This is a genomic window from Streptosporangium roseum DSM 43021 (assembly GCF_000024865.1).
Taxonomy (GTDB): Bacteria; Actinomycetota; Actinomycetes; order Streptosporangiales; family Streptosporangiaceae; genus Streptosporangium; species Streptosporangium roseum.
Genome location: NC_013595.1, coordinates 6,258,695 through 6,274,571, shown reverse-complemented (window position 1 = coordinate 6,274,571; position 15,877 = coordinate 6,258,695). Strand labels below are relative to the sequence as shown.

The 15,877-nt window shown below is 72.3% G+C and carries 12 protein-coding genes; 7 read left to right on the top strand and 5 right to left on the bottom strand.

What is annotated here, in order from left to right:
- Window positions 1-221: 221 nt before the first annotated feature.
- Both SROS_RS27605 and SROS_RS27600 read left to right on the top strand, forming a co-directional pair.
- Window positions 222-1,496, top strand: coding sequence for an arginine deiminase (locus SROS_RS27605; protein ID WP_245564294.1), 1,275 nt, complete (start codon window positions 222-224; stop codon window positions 1,494-1,496).
- A gap of 114 nt (window positions 1,497-1,610) precedes the next feature.
- Window positions 1,611-2,276 (top strand): MarC family protein, encoded by a 666-nt coding sequence (locus SROS_RS27600; protein ID WP_012892214.1) that lies wholly within the window; start codon window positions 1,611-1,613, stop codon window positions 2,274-2,276.
- A gap of 129 nt (window positions 2,277-2,405) precedes the next feature.
- Here SROS_RS27600 and SROS_RS27595 read toward each other — a convergent pair whose 3' ends face one another.
- The gene (locus tag SROS_RS27595) at window positions 2,406-3,599 is read right to left on the bottom strand and encodes a hypothetical protein (RefSeq protein ID WP_148269223.1); all 1,194 of its coding nucleotides are present in this window, start codon (window positions 3,597-3,599) and stop codon (window positions 2,406-2,408) included.
- A gap of 458 nt (window positions 3,600-4,057) precedes the next feature.
- Here SROS_RS27595 and SROS_RS27590 point away from each other — a divergent pair, with 458 nt between their 5' ends.
- Both SROS_RS27590 and SROS_RS27585 read left to right on the top strand, forming a co-directional pair.
- Window positions 4,058-4,933, top strand: coding sequence for a hypothetical protein (locus tag SROS_RS27590; protein ID WP_012892212.1), 876 nt, complete (start codon window positions 4,058-4,060; stop codon window positions 4,931-4,933).
- Window positions 4,927-7,641, top strand: coding sequence for an outer membrane protein assembly factor BamB family protein (locus SROS_RS27585; protein WP_043653087.1), 2,715 nt, complete (start codon window positions 4,927-4,929; stop codon window positions 7,639-7,641). The genes SROS_RS27590 and SROS_RS27585 overlap by 7 nt, the downstream gene beginning before the upstream one ends.
- A 114-nt stretch (window positions 7,642-7,755) precedes the next feature.
- On the opposite strand, the gene SROS_RS27580 is transcribed toward SROS_RS27585, so the two are convergent.
- Window positions 7,756-8,619 (bottom strand): aminoglycoside phosphotransferase family protein, encoded by an 864-nt coding sequence (locus tag SROS_RS27580; RefSeq protein ID WP_012892210.1) that lies wholly within the window; start codon window positions 8,617-8,619, stop codon window positions 7,756-7,758.
- Window positions 8,620-8,759: 140 nt separating this feature from the next.
- On the bottom strand, window positions 8,760-9,053 hold the full coding sequence (locus tag SROS_RS50005; RefSeq protein ID WP_081453234.1) for a hypothetical protein: 294 nt from the start codon (window positions 9,051-9,053) through the stop codon (window positions 8,760-8,762).
- 163 nt (window positions 9,054-9,216) lie between these two features.
- Here SROS_RS50005 and SROS_RS27575 point away from each other — a divergent pair, with 163 nt between their 5' ends.
- Complete coding sequence (locus tag SROS_RS27575; RefSeq protein ID WP_012892209.1) at window positions 9,217-9,762, top strand: ferritin-like domain-containing protein; 546 nt, start codon at window positions 9,217-9,219, stop codon at window positions 9,760-9,762.
- 62 nt (window positions 9,763-9,824) lie between these two features.
- On the opposite strand, the gene SROS_RS27570 is transcribed toward SROS_RS27575, so the two are convergent.
- Window positions 9,825-11,150 (bottom strand): carotenoid oxygenase family protein, encoded by a 1,326-nt coding sequence (locus SROS_RS27570; RefSeq protein WP_012892208.1) that lies wholly within the window; start codon window positions 11,148-11,150, stop codon window positions 9,825-9,827.
- 332 nt (window positions 11,151-11,482) lie between these two features.
- Here SROS_RS27570 and SROS_RS27565 point away from each other — a divergent pair, with 332 nt between their 5' ends.
- A complete protein-coding gene (locus SROS_RS27565; RefSeq protein WP_012892206.1) occupies window positions 11,483-12,778 on the top strand; it encodes a helix-turn-helix domain-containing protein in 1,296 nt (431 codons plus the stop codon).
- Between the two features lie 453 nt (window positions 12,779-13,231).
- Window positions 13,232-14,560, top strand: coding sequence for a helix-turn-helix domain-containing protein (locus SROS_RS27560; protein WP_043653083.1), 1,329 nt, complete (start codon window positions 13,232-13,234; stop codon window positions 14,558-14,560).
- A gap of 121 nt (window positions 14,561-14,681) precedes the next feature.
- Here SROS_RS27560 and SROS_RS27555 read toward each other — a convergent pair whose 3' ends face one another.
- Complete coding sequence (locus SROS_RS27555; protein WP_012892204.1) at window positions 14,682-15,743, bottom strand: cellulose binding domain-containing protein; 1,062 nt, start codon at window positions 15,741-15,743, stop codon at window positions 14,682-14,684.
- Window positions 15,744-15,877 lie beyond the last annotated feature (134 nt).

Sequence of the window (15,877 nt, the reverse complement as noted above, 5' to 3'; positions counted from 1 at the left end):
GCAGAGGGCGACGCGCCCGCCCGCGGTGCCCCGGCCGGGCGCCCGGTAAGTGCGCCTCCACCCAAGAGCACGCTTGAGCTGGGCTGACCCGGGGCACAACGGACACAACACGTCGGCACGCGAAAGCCATGTGTACATGCCGCAGGCGATCCGCCGGACGCCCGGCCCATTTCTCGGCGGAGCATCGGCAGATGCTCCCTCGACAACGTTCGGGGGACGTTGTGAGCACGAAATACGGAGTCCACTCCGAGGTGGGCACGCTGCGGCAGGTGATCGTGCACAGGCCCGATCTCAGCCTGAAGCGGCTCACACCGAGCAACAAGGACGAGCTGCTCTACGACGACGTGCTCTGGGTCAGCCGCGCCCAGAGCGAGCACGACGCGTTCGTGGCCATGATGCGCGGCCGCGGCATCGAGGTCTTCCACCACCAGCAACTGCTCGCCGAGGCGCTGGAGGCCGCGCCCGAGGCCAAGCGGCACGCCGTGGAACGCATGGTCAGCCACCTGACGGTGGGACCCGTCCTCGTCGACGAGGTCCGTGCCGAGCTCGCCTCCTGGAGCGGGGAGAAGCTGGCCGAACACCTGATCGGCGGGCTGACCAAGGAGGAGTTCGTCACCGCCACCCAAGCCGGCCGCGAAGGCTTCGACGCGCGCTCCCTGGTCACCGCGATGGCCAAGACGGGATCGTTCATCCTGCCGCCGCTGCCGAACTCGCTCTACCAGCGCGACCCCTCGGCCTGGCTGTACGGCGGGGTCTCGCTGAACCCGCTCTACTATCACGCCCGCCGTCTGGAGACGATCAACCAGAGCATCGTCTACCACTTCCACCCGATGTTCGCCGGCGACGGCTTCGCCTACTGGTACCCGCCGATGGGCGACGACGGCAGCTTCGACGAGGAGGACTTCGGCCGCGCCTCGCTGGAGGGCGGCGACATGATGCCCATCGGCAACGGCGTCGTGGCCATCGGCGTCAGCGAGCGCACCAGCCCGATCATGATCGAGCACCTCGCCAGGGAGCTGTTCGCCGCCGGGGCCGCCACCAGGGTGCTCGCGGTCAACATCCCGCCGCACCGCTCCTACATGCACCTCGACACCGTGTTCACGCTGCTGGACGTCGACAAGGCCACCGGCTACCCGCCGGTCGTGGAGAACGCGGCGGTCTACTCGCTGCGGCCGGGCGACAAGGAGGGCGTCGTCGAGGTGCACCGGGAGCCGAACCTGGCCGCCGCGTTCGAGGACGCGCTCGGCATCGGCAAGCTCGACATCGTCCCCACCGGGGGAGACGACTACCAGCGGGCCAGGGAGCAGTGGGACAGCGGCAGCAACTTCGTCGCCCTGGAGCCGGGCGTCGTGGTGGGGTACCACAAGAACGAGTTCACCAACAGGAAGCTGCGCGAGCACGGCGTGGACGTGGTCGAGATCGAGGGCTTCGAGCTGGGCAAGGGCCGGGGCGGCGGGCACTGCATGACCTGCCCCATCCTGCGCGACCCGGTCTAGATCCCGAAGCGACGCACGGGGCCGGGGGCCGGCCCCGTGCCATCCCCCCGTGACCGGCGGCAGCCGATCCGATACAGGATCGGCGGCCCTCAGTTTCACGGCGGGAGGACCGCGATGAGTCACCCAGCACTGATTCTCTTCCTGGCTCTGTTCGGGCTCTACAGCCCCGTCGCCGCGCTGGCGTCCTATCTGCCGATCGTCCGGCCCTACAGTCACGGACAGGTCAACCGGCTGGCGCTGGGCCTCGCGTTCAACGTCGCCGTTTTCGTCCTGGCCGCGCTGTGGGTCGGCGAGCCGCTGCTCAAACTGCTCGGCATCAGCACCGCGGCGCTGACCGCCACCGGAGGCATCGCCCTCGCGTACGCGTCCATCCCGCTGATGCGCGGCAAAGCCGGCGCCGTCGAGGAACTGGAGAAGCTCCAGGAGCAGGACAAAAAGGGTGCCGCGCTGCCAACCGAGCCGGCTCCGGACCCCAAGTCGATCCTCTACACCCCGCTCACCTTCCCGTTGACCGTCGGCGGCACCACCTTCGCCTTCGGCGTCGCCGCCTCCGCCTCGGCGGCCGGCACCCAAGACAAGATCGCCCTGTCGATCGCCGCCCTGTGCTTCGCCGCGGTCACCGGGCTGACGCTCTACCTGTCCGGCCACGTCCAGCGACGCATCTCGCTCAAAGGAGCCATGCTCCTCGACCGCGTCGCGGGCATCCTGCTCACCGCGATCGCCGTCATCCTGCTCGCCAACGGCTTCACCGACCTCGTCACCGACCGCCTCAACCAGTGAGGCGGGCACAGCCGGAGGCGAGATGATCCCCTCGTCCCCGTGTCGTGGCGGGTGAGCTCTGCCGCGGGTGATATCGGGCCACGGCCGGGGCCGCCGCCTGCCCGTCACCGGCAGGCGGCGGGAAACCACCTAACCGGCGCGCCAGAGCGCCCCGTGGGACTGTTCCCCCGAGGCGACCGAGCCCAGCGCATAGATTTCATGGCCGGCGGCCACCAGGTCGGTGACGTGCGGCTCCGCACCTTCGTCGGCAGGCAGGCGCTCCCTGGTCCAGCGCCCGCCGCTGAGGTGCCACAGCGTCGACTCCGCCGTCACCGCCCACAGCCCGCCGTCCCCGTCCGGCACCGCGTCCGTGAACGCGCCCTCGAAGTTCTCCCGGTGGAAGGGACCCCACGTGCAGCGCCACGTGCCCCGCGCGTGGTGCAGCGCCACCACCCGTCCGGCCTCGGTGTCCTCGCCCTCCTCCAGGTAATGGGTGCCGAACGCCGCCGCCCCGAGCACCCACGTCTCGTCCGCGCCGACGACCGCGACGGCCTGCGGATAGAAGGCGCCGCCCTGGGTGTCGTGGATGGCCTCCCTCGCGTCGATCCGCAGCGCGAACTCCACCACCTGCGACACGCCGTCGCGCAACCGTACGGCCTTGGGCCCTTCGGCGGGCACGGCCCAGACCTCCTCGTCCGAGCCGGACAGCCGGTATCCGACGGAGGCCCCCTCGCCCCCCTGGTCGGCGGGCAGGTCCACCCGCTTCCAGCTCGTGCCGTCCCAGTGGACGGCGGCGGCGCCGAAGCTCACCCAGCCGCCGTGCGCGTCGGCAGGGCCATCCTCCCTCACATTGCCTGGCACGGTCAGCGTCGACCCCCGCCACCCGGCGCTCCCGAGCACGCCCCCCTTCCAGGTCTCCGCCCCCGGCTGGACCGCCCAGATCTCGCCGCCGGGACCCGTCACCAGGGCCTTGACGACCTTCACCCCGGGCGGCATGGCCACCGCCTCCCATCGGCCGTCCTTCCACCGGACCGGTGTCGTGAGGTCCTCTCCCGTGTCGCGCAGCGCCCACAACGCCCCGTCCGAGGCCGTCGCACCGCCACGGAGGGCGCCCGCCTCACCGGTCACCGAGAGCAGCTTCCAGCTCGGCCGGACGGAGGCCGCCTGGAACCCGTCAGCGGCGCGGGCCGGCTCGGAGCAGCCCTTCTGTGAGACGACCACCGCCTCCGCGCTCCCGACGGCGGGCGGGACCACGGGCGCGGCCGCCTTGGTGGGCGTGCCCTCCGGATCGCCCGCCCCTGACGCGCACCCGCCTGAGAGCAGCGCGAGAGACACCGCCGCCATCGCACCCATCCGCCGCATGAAGCCCCCATCCCGCGGTTCCGGCCGGCGTTCGGCCCGGCCGCCGGCCGGCACCCGGATCCCCGTGCCGTTCGGGCCCGGCCGTCCACGCGCAGAGGTGATGGCCGGAGCGCGTCCGCTGTCGCCAGGAGTCCTACGTAGGGATACCACGCCCGGACCGTACCCGCCTCCGCATGGCCGTCCCGTGTGATGGCCGCTATCGGACATCCCGACAATGCCGCCGTCACACCGGGCCGGCCCGCACCCCCGACCGGGACCAACGGACGCGGCACCGGCCGGGGCGAAGAACCGAAACGACTCCTCCTGGCCGATCTCGGGGAAACCCGCGGGCGGTCGGGCGACTTCTTGCCGCAATCACGTCACCGGCCGGGCACGCGACGTTATGATCGGCATATTCGTGCTCACCCTGTTCGCTTTTACTGGCTGGGGGACATCGCGCCATGGGAAATAGTCGAGGGGGCAAGACCGGAAATAAAGACCGGGGCGGCGAGAATGCGCCGGCGGCAGTAGAGAAGCCCGAAGGCGGCGGGTGGAAAGCGGCGCGTACATGGGTGGCCGGAATTGTCGGCGCGGTGCTCGTCGCGGCCATCGGGGTGGTGTTCACCGCCTGGTTCGGCTCCCGTGGCACGGATGTGATCGACCGGGTCAGCGGCGCTCCGCCCGTCACGATCGGCCACGTGGCCGTGGACGCCGACGAGCGGGACATCGCTTTGAGAGAGCCGGTGACGGATCCGGAAGAGCGGAGAATTCTCCTCGGCGCCCGTGCGACGGAGGACGAACAGCAGGCATTGCTGACCCGCCATCAGGCTGCCGTAATCGACTGGATGAATATCACGGTCGTCCTCGTGGGAAACCGCAGCAGCATGCGCATCGTCGACCTGAGGCCACGGATTATCGCGCGTAAATCCGTGTCGGACGGCGCGTATCTGAAAGCCCCCAGCGGCAGCGGGGAGGTCGGCACCGTGGAGCTCCGCGCGGACCTCGACAAGGCGACGCCCCGTTTCGTCACCGCCAAGGATCCCGGCGTCCGATACTTCTCCACGAAGCAGATCGACCTGAAGAGGGACGAGCGCGTCACGCTGAGCATGACGATCAGCGGCACGGAGGCGTACTACGAGTTCGACCTCCTCGCCACTGTGCTGGCGGAGGAGCGGGCCGAGCAGCTCGTGATCAACGGGCCGGGCGGGGGGCCGTTCCGGCTGACCGGCGGGGGCGACACCTATCGCTCCTTCTCCACCCCGTCATCGCTGGGCGGATGGGCGCCGATGCCGGCGGCCGAGGCGTGCGAGCTGTTCCCGAAGACCAGGAAATGCTGATCGTGCGCGATCTGCGCATCCTCGCGATCCTCCTGGCGCTGGCGGTCTGCCCGGTCGTGGCGGGGGACGCGCCGCGCCTGCCGTGGGCACCGGCCGCCTGGCGGACCGCCTGGTCCATGCCCGACCAGGAGGGGGACCCGTTCCCGCTCGGCAACCCGCGCCACGGGGTGGCGGAGGGAGGCCTGGCCGTGGCGACGCCGCAGGGCGCGGTGGCGGTCCACGACCCTCGGACCGGCAGGCGACGGTACGCCATCCCCGCCGATGCCGCCCCCACCGCCGGCGTATGGGTCGCGGCCGGGACGATCGTCGTGGCGAGACAGGTGCCCGGCGCGGCCGACCACCGGCTGACCGGCTACGAGCTGACCGACGGGGCCCTGCTGTGGCGCACAACGGTCACCGTCGAGCCCGTCGAGCTCGTGGGGGGCGTCCCCCGCTACACCGGCCCCAGGATCATGGTGACCGAGCGCGGCGTCACCTTCCTCGACCGGTCGCCCGGCCCCTACACGTTCACCTCGCTCGATCTCCGCACCGGCAGGGTCACGGCGCGGACGGTCCGCCCGCGCGACTGCCTGCTGCACAGCGCCGCCTCCGCCCGGTCGGTCGCGCTGGTCAGCGACTGCGCGGGCAGGATCGAACTCGCCTCCGTCGACCCGCACACCCTGCGCCCCGACTGGACGCGCTCACTGCCGCCGTCCGGGCAGGCCGCCTCGCTCTCGCTGACGGCGGGCGCCGACGGGTATCTGGACATCGTGGGCGGAAACGTGGAGTCGTTCTTCGCACCGGACGGCCGGCTGCTGTCGACCGTGCGCGAGGCCCTTGCACGTCCTCCGGCCACCGGGGCCATGGCACCGGAGCGATGGAGCCGCCCCTTCCGGGTCGGCTCCTACCCGGAGTCCACAGGTGAAGGGGATCTCCTGATCAGCGACCGGCGGGCGACGCTCACCTTCCTGATCTCCCTGAACACCGTCACCGGCCGCATCCGCGCGCTGCCCGTCGCCCTGCCCCCCACCTGGTCCACCCTGCTGGGCACGACCGAAGACATGGCCTTCGTCCACGACGAGGCCGGCTGGATCGTCGCGTACAGGCTGGTTCACGGGCCGTCCGGCGACCCCGCCCCGCCAGGCGGCGTCCCCCTGTCCGATTGGCCGGACGCCTGTGCCCTCCTGGGCGTCCTCGGCGGCGGTTACCGCCCCGGCCCCGTACGGCGGACCGTGGCGGGAGTGCCGACGCCGAAGCCGGCGGGCTGCGACTGGATACCGGCGACGGACGAGGAGGCGGTCGTGTCCGTCTCGGTCGCCTGGGTGTTCTCCACTCCGGCCGCCGCACGGGAGGCGTTCGCCGCCATAGTCCGCCGCGTCAAGCAGACCGGCAGGTACGACCCCACCACCGAAACTCCCTACGCCCTGTCGCAGACGCTGCCCCGCCTGCCCAGCGGGATGCTGAGCGAGTCCATCGTCACCGCGGGCCCGGCCCTGGTCCACCTGCGCTCCTCCTCGCGGCGGGCCGTCCGGCTGCTCACCCCGCGGCTTCAGAGAAACCTGCTGGCCCGCTACGAGCCGGGAGCCGTCGTGCCGGATGACGGCCCGCTCGCCGCCCGCCCGGCCGGATGGAGCTTCCCCGCCGACAATTCCATCGGCGCCGACCTGGTGGTGGCGGGCGGCCTCGTGCACGCGGGCAGCGGCGACGGCAAGGTGTACGCGCTGGACGCCGTCTCCGGCGCCCTGCGCTGGAGTCACCAGACCGGCGGCCTCGTCACCTCCGGCCCGATTCGAGCCGGCGGCACCGTGTACGCCAGCACCTTCAGCCGGATCGTCGCGCTGGACGCGGTCTCCGGCCGGACGCGATGGAGCCGCAGGACCACAGAGGCGAGCAGGTTCGTGATCGACGGGCGCACGGTGTACGCCTGGACCGGCGCGCAGGTCATCGCCCTGGACGCCGCCTCCGGCCGGACGCGATGGCGGGGCAGGGAGAGCGGCTTCGTCCACCGCGTCATCCCGCACGCGGCGGGCGACCTCGTCTATGCCACCGGCCCCGGCGGTGTGGTGGCGCTGGACGCCGGCTCGGGCGAACGCCGCTGGCGCTTCCGCGCCGACGGGCGCACCGACGTCGCCGGCGTGGCCACGACCGCCGACACCGTCCACGTCGCCTCCGGGGACGGCCGGCTCCACGCGCTGGACCGGGTCACCGGCAGGCCGAGGTGGCGCTCCCAGGTCGGCGCCCCGATCTTCGCCGGCCCCCTGGCGGCCGGCAGGGCCGTCTACGTGGGCGGCGGGGGAGTGCTGCACAAGCTCGACGCGGCCACGGGCGCGCGCCGGTGGACCTTCGAGGCCGGCCGCGGCGCCCACACCACCACGAACGCCCTCATGGTCGCCCGCGGCGTCGCGTACCTGACACGCGTGGGGGACCGGCTCCACGCGCTGGACGCCGCCACGGGCAAGACCCGGTGGATCTTCCCTCTCGGCGGTGGGGCGGGCTTCAGGGCCCCCGGCCCGTTCACCCCCGTCCTGGCCGGCGACGCCCTGTACGTCGCGGCCGGCGACGGCGAACTGCACGCCCTCGACGCCTCCACCGGCACCCGCCGGTGGGGCTTCCAGACCGGCGGCGACATCAGAACCGCCCCCGTGGTGGCGGGCGGGCGGGTGTACGTCGGCAGCGTGAACGGCAACGTGTACGCGATCCGCGCGTCGGACGGCAGGGTGGGCGGCTGAAGCCGTCGTGAGCGACCGGCCGTGAGGCCGGCATCACCACGTCCCCCTGGTCTGCCCCCACATGCCGCCGCGCGTTTCCCGGACACTCCCGGCCCGTCCCTGCCTGACCAAGCCCTACCGGGTGAGAAGCACCTGGTCGAGGACGTGATCGCCGATGGCCGCCATGCTGGGGTTGTCGGCCGAGTGGGCGGCCAGAGCAGTGCCCATGGCGAGGGCCCAACCCCGTGCGCGCTCCCAGGTCACCTCGTCGGCGTCCACGCGTGATCGGAAGACCTCGCGCGCGTTCTCGTCGAACACCAGCCACGCGGCGGCCAGGTCGGTGGCGGGATCGCCACTGGTGAGATCACCGAAGTCCAGGACAGCAGCCAGCCCTTCCCCGTCGAGCAGGAGATTTCCCGGGTGCGGGTCGCCGTGGAGCCAGAGCGCGGGGCCCTGCCAGGGCGGGAGGGCGGCCAGTTTCTCCCAGAGGGGGAGGAGCTCGGCTGATCGGGGAATGGACTGCAGGCGTTGCCGTACCGCTCCGTCGCGGGCGGCGAGCGGGACGCCGCGGACGGGGTTACGCGGCGCGTCAGGCGGTGCGGGCCGGTGGAGGCCCGTCATGAAGTCGGCCAGCGGGACGGCGATGCCGGATCGGCCGGACGGCGGCACGTCGGCGACCGTGCGGCCTTCGAACCAGGGCGCGATCGTCCACGGCCACGGGTAGCCCTCGCCGGGCACGCCGGCCCTGACGGGCAGGGGCAGCGCGACCTCGACGTACTCGGCCAGGACCGGCAGCCAGCGTTGCTCGTTGACGATGAGGTCGACGGCGACCCGGCGGCGCGGCAGCCGTACGGACAGGTCCGTCCCCAGGCGGTAGATGACGTTGTCCCAGCCGTTGGCGACGGGGGTGAGCGGGCCCACCAGATCCGGGTGCTGCGTGCGGATCAGGCGATCAACGAGGTCGGCGTCGATGTCGGCTTCCGCCACCGGGGTGTTCATGCCGCAACGATAGTGCGGGACGACCTTGACAGACGTAGGCGCTGAAGCCGGTCATGCCCGGTCGCCCCCGGAGGGAGTCCTTCAGCTCCGGGCCGGTCATGATGTCGCGGGGCTTTCCTGTCGGCGGGATGGCGTTCGTCTCAGCGGTACGGCGGGACAGCCCCCTCGGAAGGTGAGGTCGACGCGCCGACCTCACCTTCCGGAGGGCTGTCCCGCCGATCTGGTGAGGGCGGCCGCGACGAGGGAAAGCCGGGTGTCGCCGTGACCTTCCTGGTCCAGGGGGACCGAACTCCCCCGATCAGGCTGATCGTCGACCCCGACGCCTCCAGGTGCCGGCCGTTGATGGCATCGGCATGCCAGTCGCGGCCGGGCAGCCAGGCGGCCAGGAGTTCGAGCTTCGTGGGTCGCAGCGTGGCTTGGTGGATCAGGGCCATGCGCCCATCGTAGTTCCATGATCAAGGCGTCGCCCGGCCACGCTCTGTTCCCGGAAGTGCCGAGCCGGGGGTTTCGACCAGCCGATCACCGCGTCGCGTCAAAGATCTTCTGTTGACGTCCCGCGGGACTTGATGGATCGGGGATCCGGGGTAGGGGGTGTGCATGGCTGAATTTCTGACCGACATCAAGGAAATCCGTGCCCGGGCACGTCAGGAGATCGACAAGGGGCCGATCACCTCCGCATACGGCGCCGATCTCCCCCGGGTGATCCAGGTGTGCAACGAGGCGCTGGCCACCGAGCTGGTCTGCGTGCTCCGCTACAAGCGCCACTACTACACCGCCAGCGGCATCTACGCCGAGCCGGTGGCGGCGGAGTTCCTGGAGCACGCCGCCGAGGAGCAGGAGCACGCCGACCGGCTCGCCCGGCGCATCGTGCAGCTCGGCGGCGCGCCCGACTTCAACCCGGACACGTTGACCACCCGTTCGCACGCGGAGTACGACGCCAGCCTCGACCTGGTGGAGATGATCAAGGAGGATCTGGTCGCCGAGCGGATCGCGATCGCCTCCTACACCGAGATCGTCCAGTGGCTCGGCGACGGTGACGTGACCACCAGGCGCGTCTTCGAAGACCTCCTCGCCCAGGAGGAGGAGCACGCCGACGACCTCAAGGGCCTGCTGGACAAGCTTCCCGACGCGCTCAAGCGCTGATCCCCCCGGCGGGGCGGGCGCCGCGGCCGGTGCGAACGGTCGCGGCGCCCGCGGTCCCGCCGTCAGCCGTCCTGGATCCAGGAGCCGTGGAAACCGGCCGGGACGCGCCGCGGCAGCCGTACCGAGGCCACCCGGGACAGGTCGACGGCGTCGAGGACCAGCAGTTCGGAGCCGACACCGGGCCCGCCGGTGACGATGGAGATCAGCCAGCCCTCGTCCTCTCCCCGCGCGTCCTCGGCGGGGACGAAGACCGCCTCGCCTGCCATCCGGTCCGGTCCTGTCTTGTGGAGGATGCTCGCCCCGCTCCGCACGTCGTATTTGACGATCGCCCCGGAGGAGACCGCGTAGAGGTAGCGGTTGCGGTCGCCGGTCCGGCCGTCGTGCAGCGTGGGGAACTCCACGTCGAGGTCGTCGAGCTGCTCCTCGTGGGAGGCGGCGCCGGGAGTGAGGACATACCGGTGCAGGTGGGCCGTCCCGCTCACGGCCGCCCTGGCCGCCGGGTGGGCACTGCCGCCGATGTCGTCCCACACGGCGGCGAACTCGGCGGGGGTGTAGCGGACGGTGTCGAGCACGACGCGGCCGGAGCCGTCCTCGTGGGCGTTGGCCGTGTGGAAGACGTAGCACGGGTTGATGTCGGACCAGGTCACGCCGGCGTCGCCGGTGCGCGGCATGACCCCGAGCCGGGCGCCGTAGCGGTCGTCCCACCGGTACGGCATGCCGCCGCCCTCGGCGAGCGCCAGGTCGAACACGACGGGCAGGTCCATCCACACGACGTGACCGGCGGTGATGGCGAAGTCGTGCATCATCGTCGGCCCCGGCACCGGGACCTCGCGGCTCTCCACGAGCTCTCCGTCCGCCGAGAGCCGGTGGTAGGTGAGATAGGGCGGCAGGAAGCCGTAGCCGAAGAAGAGCAGCTCGCCGGTGAGCGGGTCGCGCTTGGGGTGGGCGGTCATGGCGGTGGTCAGCAGGCCGCCGAAGTCACACGGGCCGACCGTCTCCAGCCCGGCGGTGAGTTCGTACGGCAGGCCGTTCTCGACCAGCGCGAAGATCTTGTCCCCGTGCGGGACGACGTGGGTGTTGGCGGGCACCGCGGTGAGGTCGACGGAGAGGTCGTCCCGGACGAAGGGCGCGTCCTCGGTGAACTCGCGGGTCCGCACCCAGCGGTTGCGATACCACTCGGCGCGGCCGTCGCGCAGCCGTACGCCGTGCACCATCCCGGGCCCGGTGAACCAGTGGCCGGGGTCGCGGCCGGGCAGCGGGTTGGGGCCGTTGCGGAAGTAGCGGCCGGTGAGCGCGGGGGGAAGGGCCCCGCTGACCGGCAGGTCGAAGGCGTCGATCTCGTCGGGCACCGGCGCGAGGAAGCCTCGCAGGTAGAGCGGGGTGGTCATGGATCGCCTCCTCCCTCTCCTCGACGATGACACGCCGGAACCGGGCGGCTCCACCGCGCGCACATCAAGGGCCGGGCAAGACGCGCCCTGCCACCGCGGCCCCCGGCCGGCGGTCCCGCTCACTGCGGCCCCGGCCGGCGGTCCCGCCCCCCGGGGGGTGACACGCCGATTACGGACGCTGATCAGTAAATTATGCGGTAAAGGTCATAGCATTTCCTAAAGTGGCGAATGATGCCGTAGCGGGGTGCGAAGGATGTCCAGGGCTCGTCGAGCGCGCAGACGTCCGGGCGCAGCTCGCCACCCATCGAATGGTCCGTGTGCGAGGGATAATCGTGTCTGCTGCTACAGCTCCAGTCGGACAGCGCATCAAAACTGCCCGCCGCCGGCGAGGCATCTCCCAGGCGGAGCTCGCTCATCCGGAACTGTCGGACAGCTACGTCTCTCTCATCGAGAGCGGCAAGCGGACCGCGCCGCCCGCGGTGCTGGAACTGCTGGCCGAGAAGCTCGAATGCTCCCTGTCCTACCTGGTCAGCGGCGTGACGGCCGAGCAGCGGGAGGAGCTCGAACTCGGACTGGTGCATGCCCGGCAGGCGCTGGACGGCGACAGGGCCGCCGAAGCGCGCACCCGCTACGCCGCCCTGCTCGCCGGGGAGGCCATCGCGAGCCTTCCCCACCTGCGCCAGGAGGCCGAGCTCGGCCTGGCCGGCGCGCTGCAGGCCTGCGGCGAGCTCGATGAGGCGATCACGCTGCTGGCCGGCGTGCGGCACCGTGACGCGGCCCAGATGCCCGCCGAGCTGTACGCGAGCGTCACCTGCGCGCTGTCCAGGTGCCACCGTCGGCAGGGAGACCTGGCGGCGGCCGTGCGGGCGGCCGAGCAGATCCTGGCCGGCGCGGCACGGCCCGCCTGGAGCGAGGAGCACGTCCGGCTGGGCGCCGAACTGCTCATCGCCTACACCGAACGCGGCGACCTGCTGCGGGGGTGCCAGTTCCGCGGTGAACTGCTGGCGGCCGCCGACCGTCTCGGCACCCCCGCGGCACTCGTCGCGGCGCACCGGGCGGCCGCGGTCCTGGCGATGGAGAGCGGGCACGACGAGGAGGCGCTGGCACATGTCGAGCGGGCCCTCGCCGCCCAGTCCGAGCTCGGCGACCCGTCCGGCCTGAACCGGCTGCGCGTGGCGTGCGCCGGGATCGCGCTCAGCGCGCGGCCCGCGGACGCCGGCCGGTGGCGCCGGCTGCTGATGGCGGCGCGGGCCGAACCGGTCAACGGCCCGGCCGGCGCGGCGGAGGAGGTCGACTGCGCGGTGAACCTGATCCGCGCCGAGCTGCTGCTGGGCTCCCCGGAGGCGGCGGAGGGGCACCTGGCGGCGGTGCGCGACCAGATCGAGCACCTGCCGCGCGACCGGCAGGCCGAGATCCGCCTTCTGGCGGGCCAGACGATGGCCGGGCTGGGGCGGCGGCGCGAAGCGGTGCGCGAACTGGCCGCCGTCGCCGCGTGGCTGCGGGAGGCGCCCCCCACGCGGCGGACCACGCGGTTCTGGCTCGCCGTCGCCCGGATACTGCAGGAGGTCGAGGAGCCGGGCGACAGCGTCGCGGCCTACCAGCGGGCACTGGCCTGCATGGGCCTGTAGGTCCGCGGACCTGCCCGGTCGGTCCCGGCGGCCGCGGAGCCGCCGGCGGGCCAGGTCGCCATGTCCCTCAGCGGCCGGCGCCTACTCGTAACAGCACAGGCCGCCGCCCTCAAGGGCCGGAGGCGGCGAGGCGTTCACCGGCGGGGCCGCGGCCGGCTGAGGGCTCTCCAGGGCTGGACCGGCCGTGCCTGTGCCCGCCGATCCGAGGGCAACGGACAATGCGGCCGCCGTGGCGGCGATTCCGGCCAGTACACGCCTTTTCACAGATACCTCCATGACACTTTATGGATCATCATCAGGATTGTCTCCTGTGTCGCAGGTATGACACAACGTCCGAATATGGATATCGGATTGGCTTTGGTGAAGCGAGGGGGGGCGACGTTAAGATGCGCTGTTGAGATGATCCACATCAAGGGTGGATTCGCATCCTGTGCGGCATCCAGGGAGTCCGACGTGAGCAGCACGAACGTAGGCGGGCGTCTGCAGGCACTGCGCAAGCAGCGCGGAATGACGATAGCGCAGGTCGCGGAGCCGGGACTGCGCGAAGAAGACGTGGAGGCGATCGAGGACGGCATGCGGGATGCGAGCGCCCCGGAGATAAGGATCCTGGCCGACCGGCTGGGCTGCTCTCCCGCAGAGCTGGGACACGGCATCACCGACCGGTACGTGGCGGCCCTGCACGCCCGGGTGGCCCGGTCGGAGACGGCTCTGCGCCAGGGCCGGGTCGAGGCGGCCGGGCAGGAGCTGGCACGGCTGATCGCCGACCCGGCACTCCGCCACCTGCCCGACCTGCGCCGGCGCGCCGGCTACGGCTACGCCCTGGCGCTGGAGGCCGCCGGCAACCGGCCGGCCGCGATCGAACAGCTGACGGTCGCGCTGCACGAGGCGTGCTCCGACCACGCCGAGACGACGGCCGCGCTGGCGGGGGTGGAGGCGCAGCTCCGCGAGCAGCGCATCTCGATCGCCCTGGCCCTGTGCCGCTGTCACCGGGAGGTGGGCAACCTGCCGGCCGCCGTACGGGTCGGTGAGGAGGCGCTGGAGCGGGAGGTGCCCTCGGGGTGGACCGACCGGCTGGTGGAGCTGGCCTCGACCCTGCTGGGCGCCTACGTCGAGCGCGGCGATCGGGAGCGGATGGCGCAGTTCGCCGCCGACCTGCTGGACGAGGCCGACCGGATCGGATCGCCCCGCGCGATCGCGGCGGCCTCGTGGAACAGCGCGGTGGTGGCGCGCATCCTCGACGATCCGCTGGAGGCGGACCTGCTGAGCAACCGCGCCCTGCGGCTCCAGGCCGAGCTGGACGACGGGCTGGCGCTGGGCCGGCTGCGGATGTGCATGGCCCAGTACGCCCTGCGGCACGGGCCGCAGGACATCGAGCGGATCGGGCAGATGCTCACCGACGCCCACGCCGAGCTGGTGGCGGCCTCGGCGCACCCGGGCGACATCGTCTCGTGCCGGCTCGCGATGGCACGCCTCGACCTGCTGCGCGAGGAGCCGCAGGTGGCCCTGGAGCGCACGTTGTCGGCGGTGGAGCAGGCGGCGGGCATGGTGGGGCCGGTGGCGGTGGAGGCGCACGAGCTGCTGGCGGAGGTCTACCGGGCCCTGGGACAGCTGGAGAAGGCGGCGCTCGCCCAGACCGCGGCGGCGCAGGCGCTGGAGAGGATGACGGCGCTACGGCCGGCTTCGGCGGCATGGATGGTCGTCGCCGATCTCCATGGTGACGCGGGCCGGCCCGATCAGGGACGCGCGGCACTGGAGCAGGCGCTGATGTGCGCGGCGCTGTAGGAGCGGGACAGGCGCGGTCGTGCGCGCGGGGAGCCCGGCGCCGGGTCCGCCCCGCGCGCCGGGCCCGTCACGCCTTCTCCGCGCCCGCCCGGCGCGGGCGCCGCGGGGACGGGCGGTACGGCTAGCCTGTCGTGCAGGACACCGCGGGCGCGGGGGAGCCGTTCCCGGAGGCGACGAACCCGAAGGTCGTCGTCGCGCCGGGAGCCAGGGAGCCGTTCCACGCGGCGTTCCCGGCGGTCACGGCGGATCCCGCCTGCGTGACCGTCGCGTTCCACGACTGGCTGATCCGCCGGTCGGCGAAGTCCCAGCCCGCGGTCCATCCGGAGCGCGGGACGGTCCCGGTGTTCTTGACGGTCACCTCGCCCTGGAAGCCGCCCGGCCACTGGTTGACGGTCCGGTAGGCGGCCGCGCAGTCGCCGGCCGGGGGAGTGACCGTGGGGGTGGGGGTCGGTGAGACGGTCGGGGTCGGGGAGGTGGTCGGCCCCGCGCCGAGCAGGGCCGTCAGGGCGGGGAACCAGCGGCCCGCCATCTTCTGGTCGCCCGCCGCGTTGGGGTGCACGCCGTCGTAGGTGTCGGCCGCAGTGCTGAAGCCCGTCCACTGGTCGACCACGACGACGGGGGAGCGCGCGGTGGACTTGGCCGCCGCCCAGCCGGGGATCGCGGCGTTGAGCGCCGACACCCGCTGCCCGCACTCGCCGCAGCTGCCGGGGTTCATCGGGATGATCTGGGCGACCAGGAGTTTCATGTCGGGGTTGTCGGCCCGCATCTGGTCCACCAGCTTGCCGTAGGCGGCCAGGATGGTCGCGGTGGGACGGTTGCTCCAGACGTCGTTGGTGCCGAAGTGCATCATCACGATGTCGGGCCGGGTCGCCGAGAGCCATCCCGGGAGCTGGTTCTGGTCGGCCACGCTGGTGACCAGCGCTCCGCCGTGGCCCTCGTTGTCCCCGTCGTGGGCGATCCCGCAGCCCTGCGGGGGCAGCGTCCCGACGAAGTCGACGTCGGTGTGGCCGGCCTCGCGCAGCCGCTCCCACAGCATGGCCCGCCAGCACCCGGGCGAGCCGGTGATCGAGTCGCCGAGTGCCATGATCCTGACGGCCGCCGCCTGCGCCGGCACCGCCGTACTCACCAGAATGAATCCGAGGGTCACGGCCACAGCCGCCAGAACCGAACCGCTTTTGCGCATCGTCCACTCCTGCCGTAGTCCGGGCCGATGTTAGGTGGGCTTTTCCCGGAACGGGAAGCGGCCGGATCGAGGCAGGCCCGCTGACCTGCGAGGACGGTGACGGCCGGCGTGTAACTTTCAGCCGTCCGCCGGGC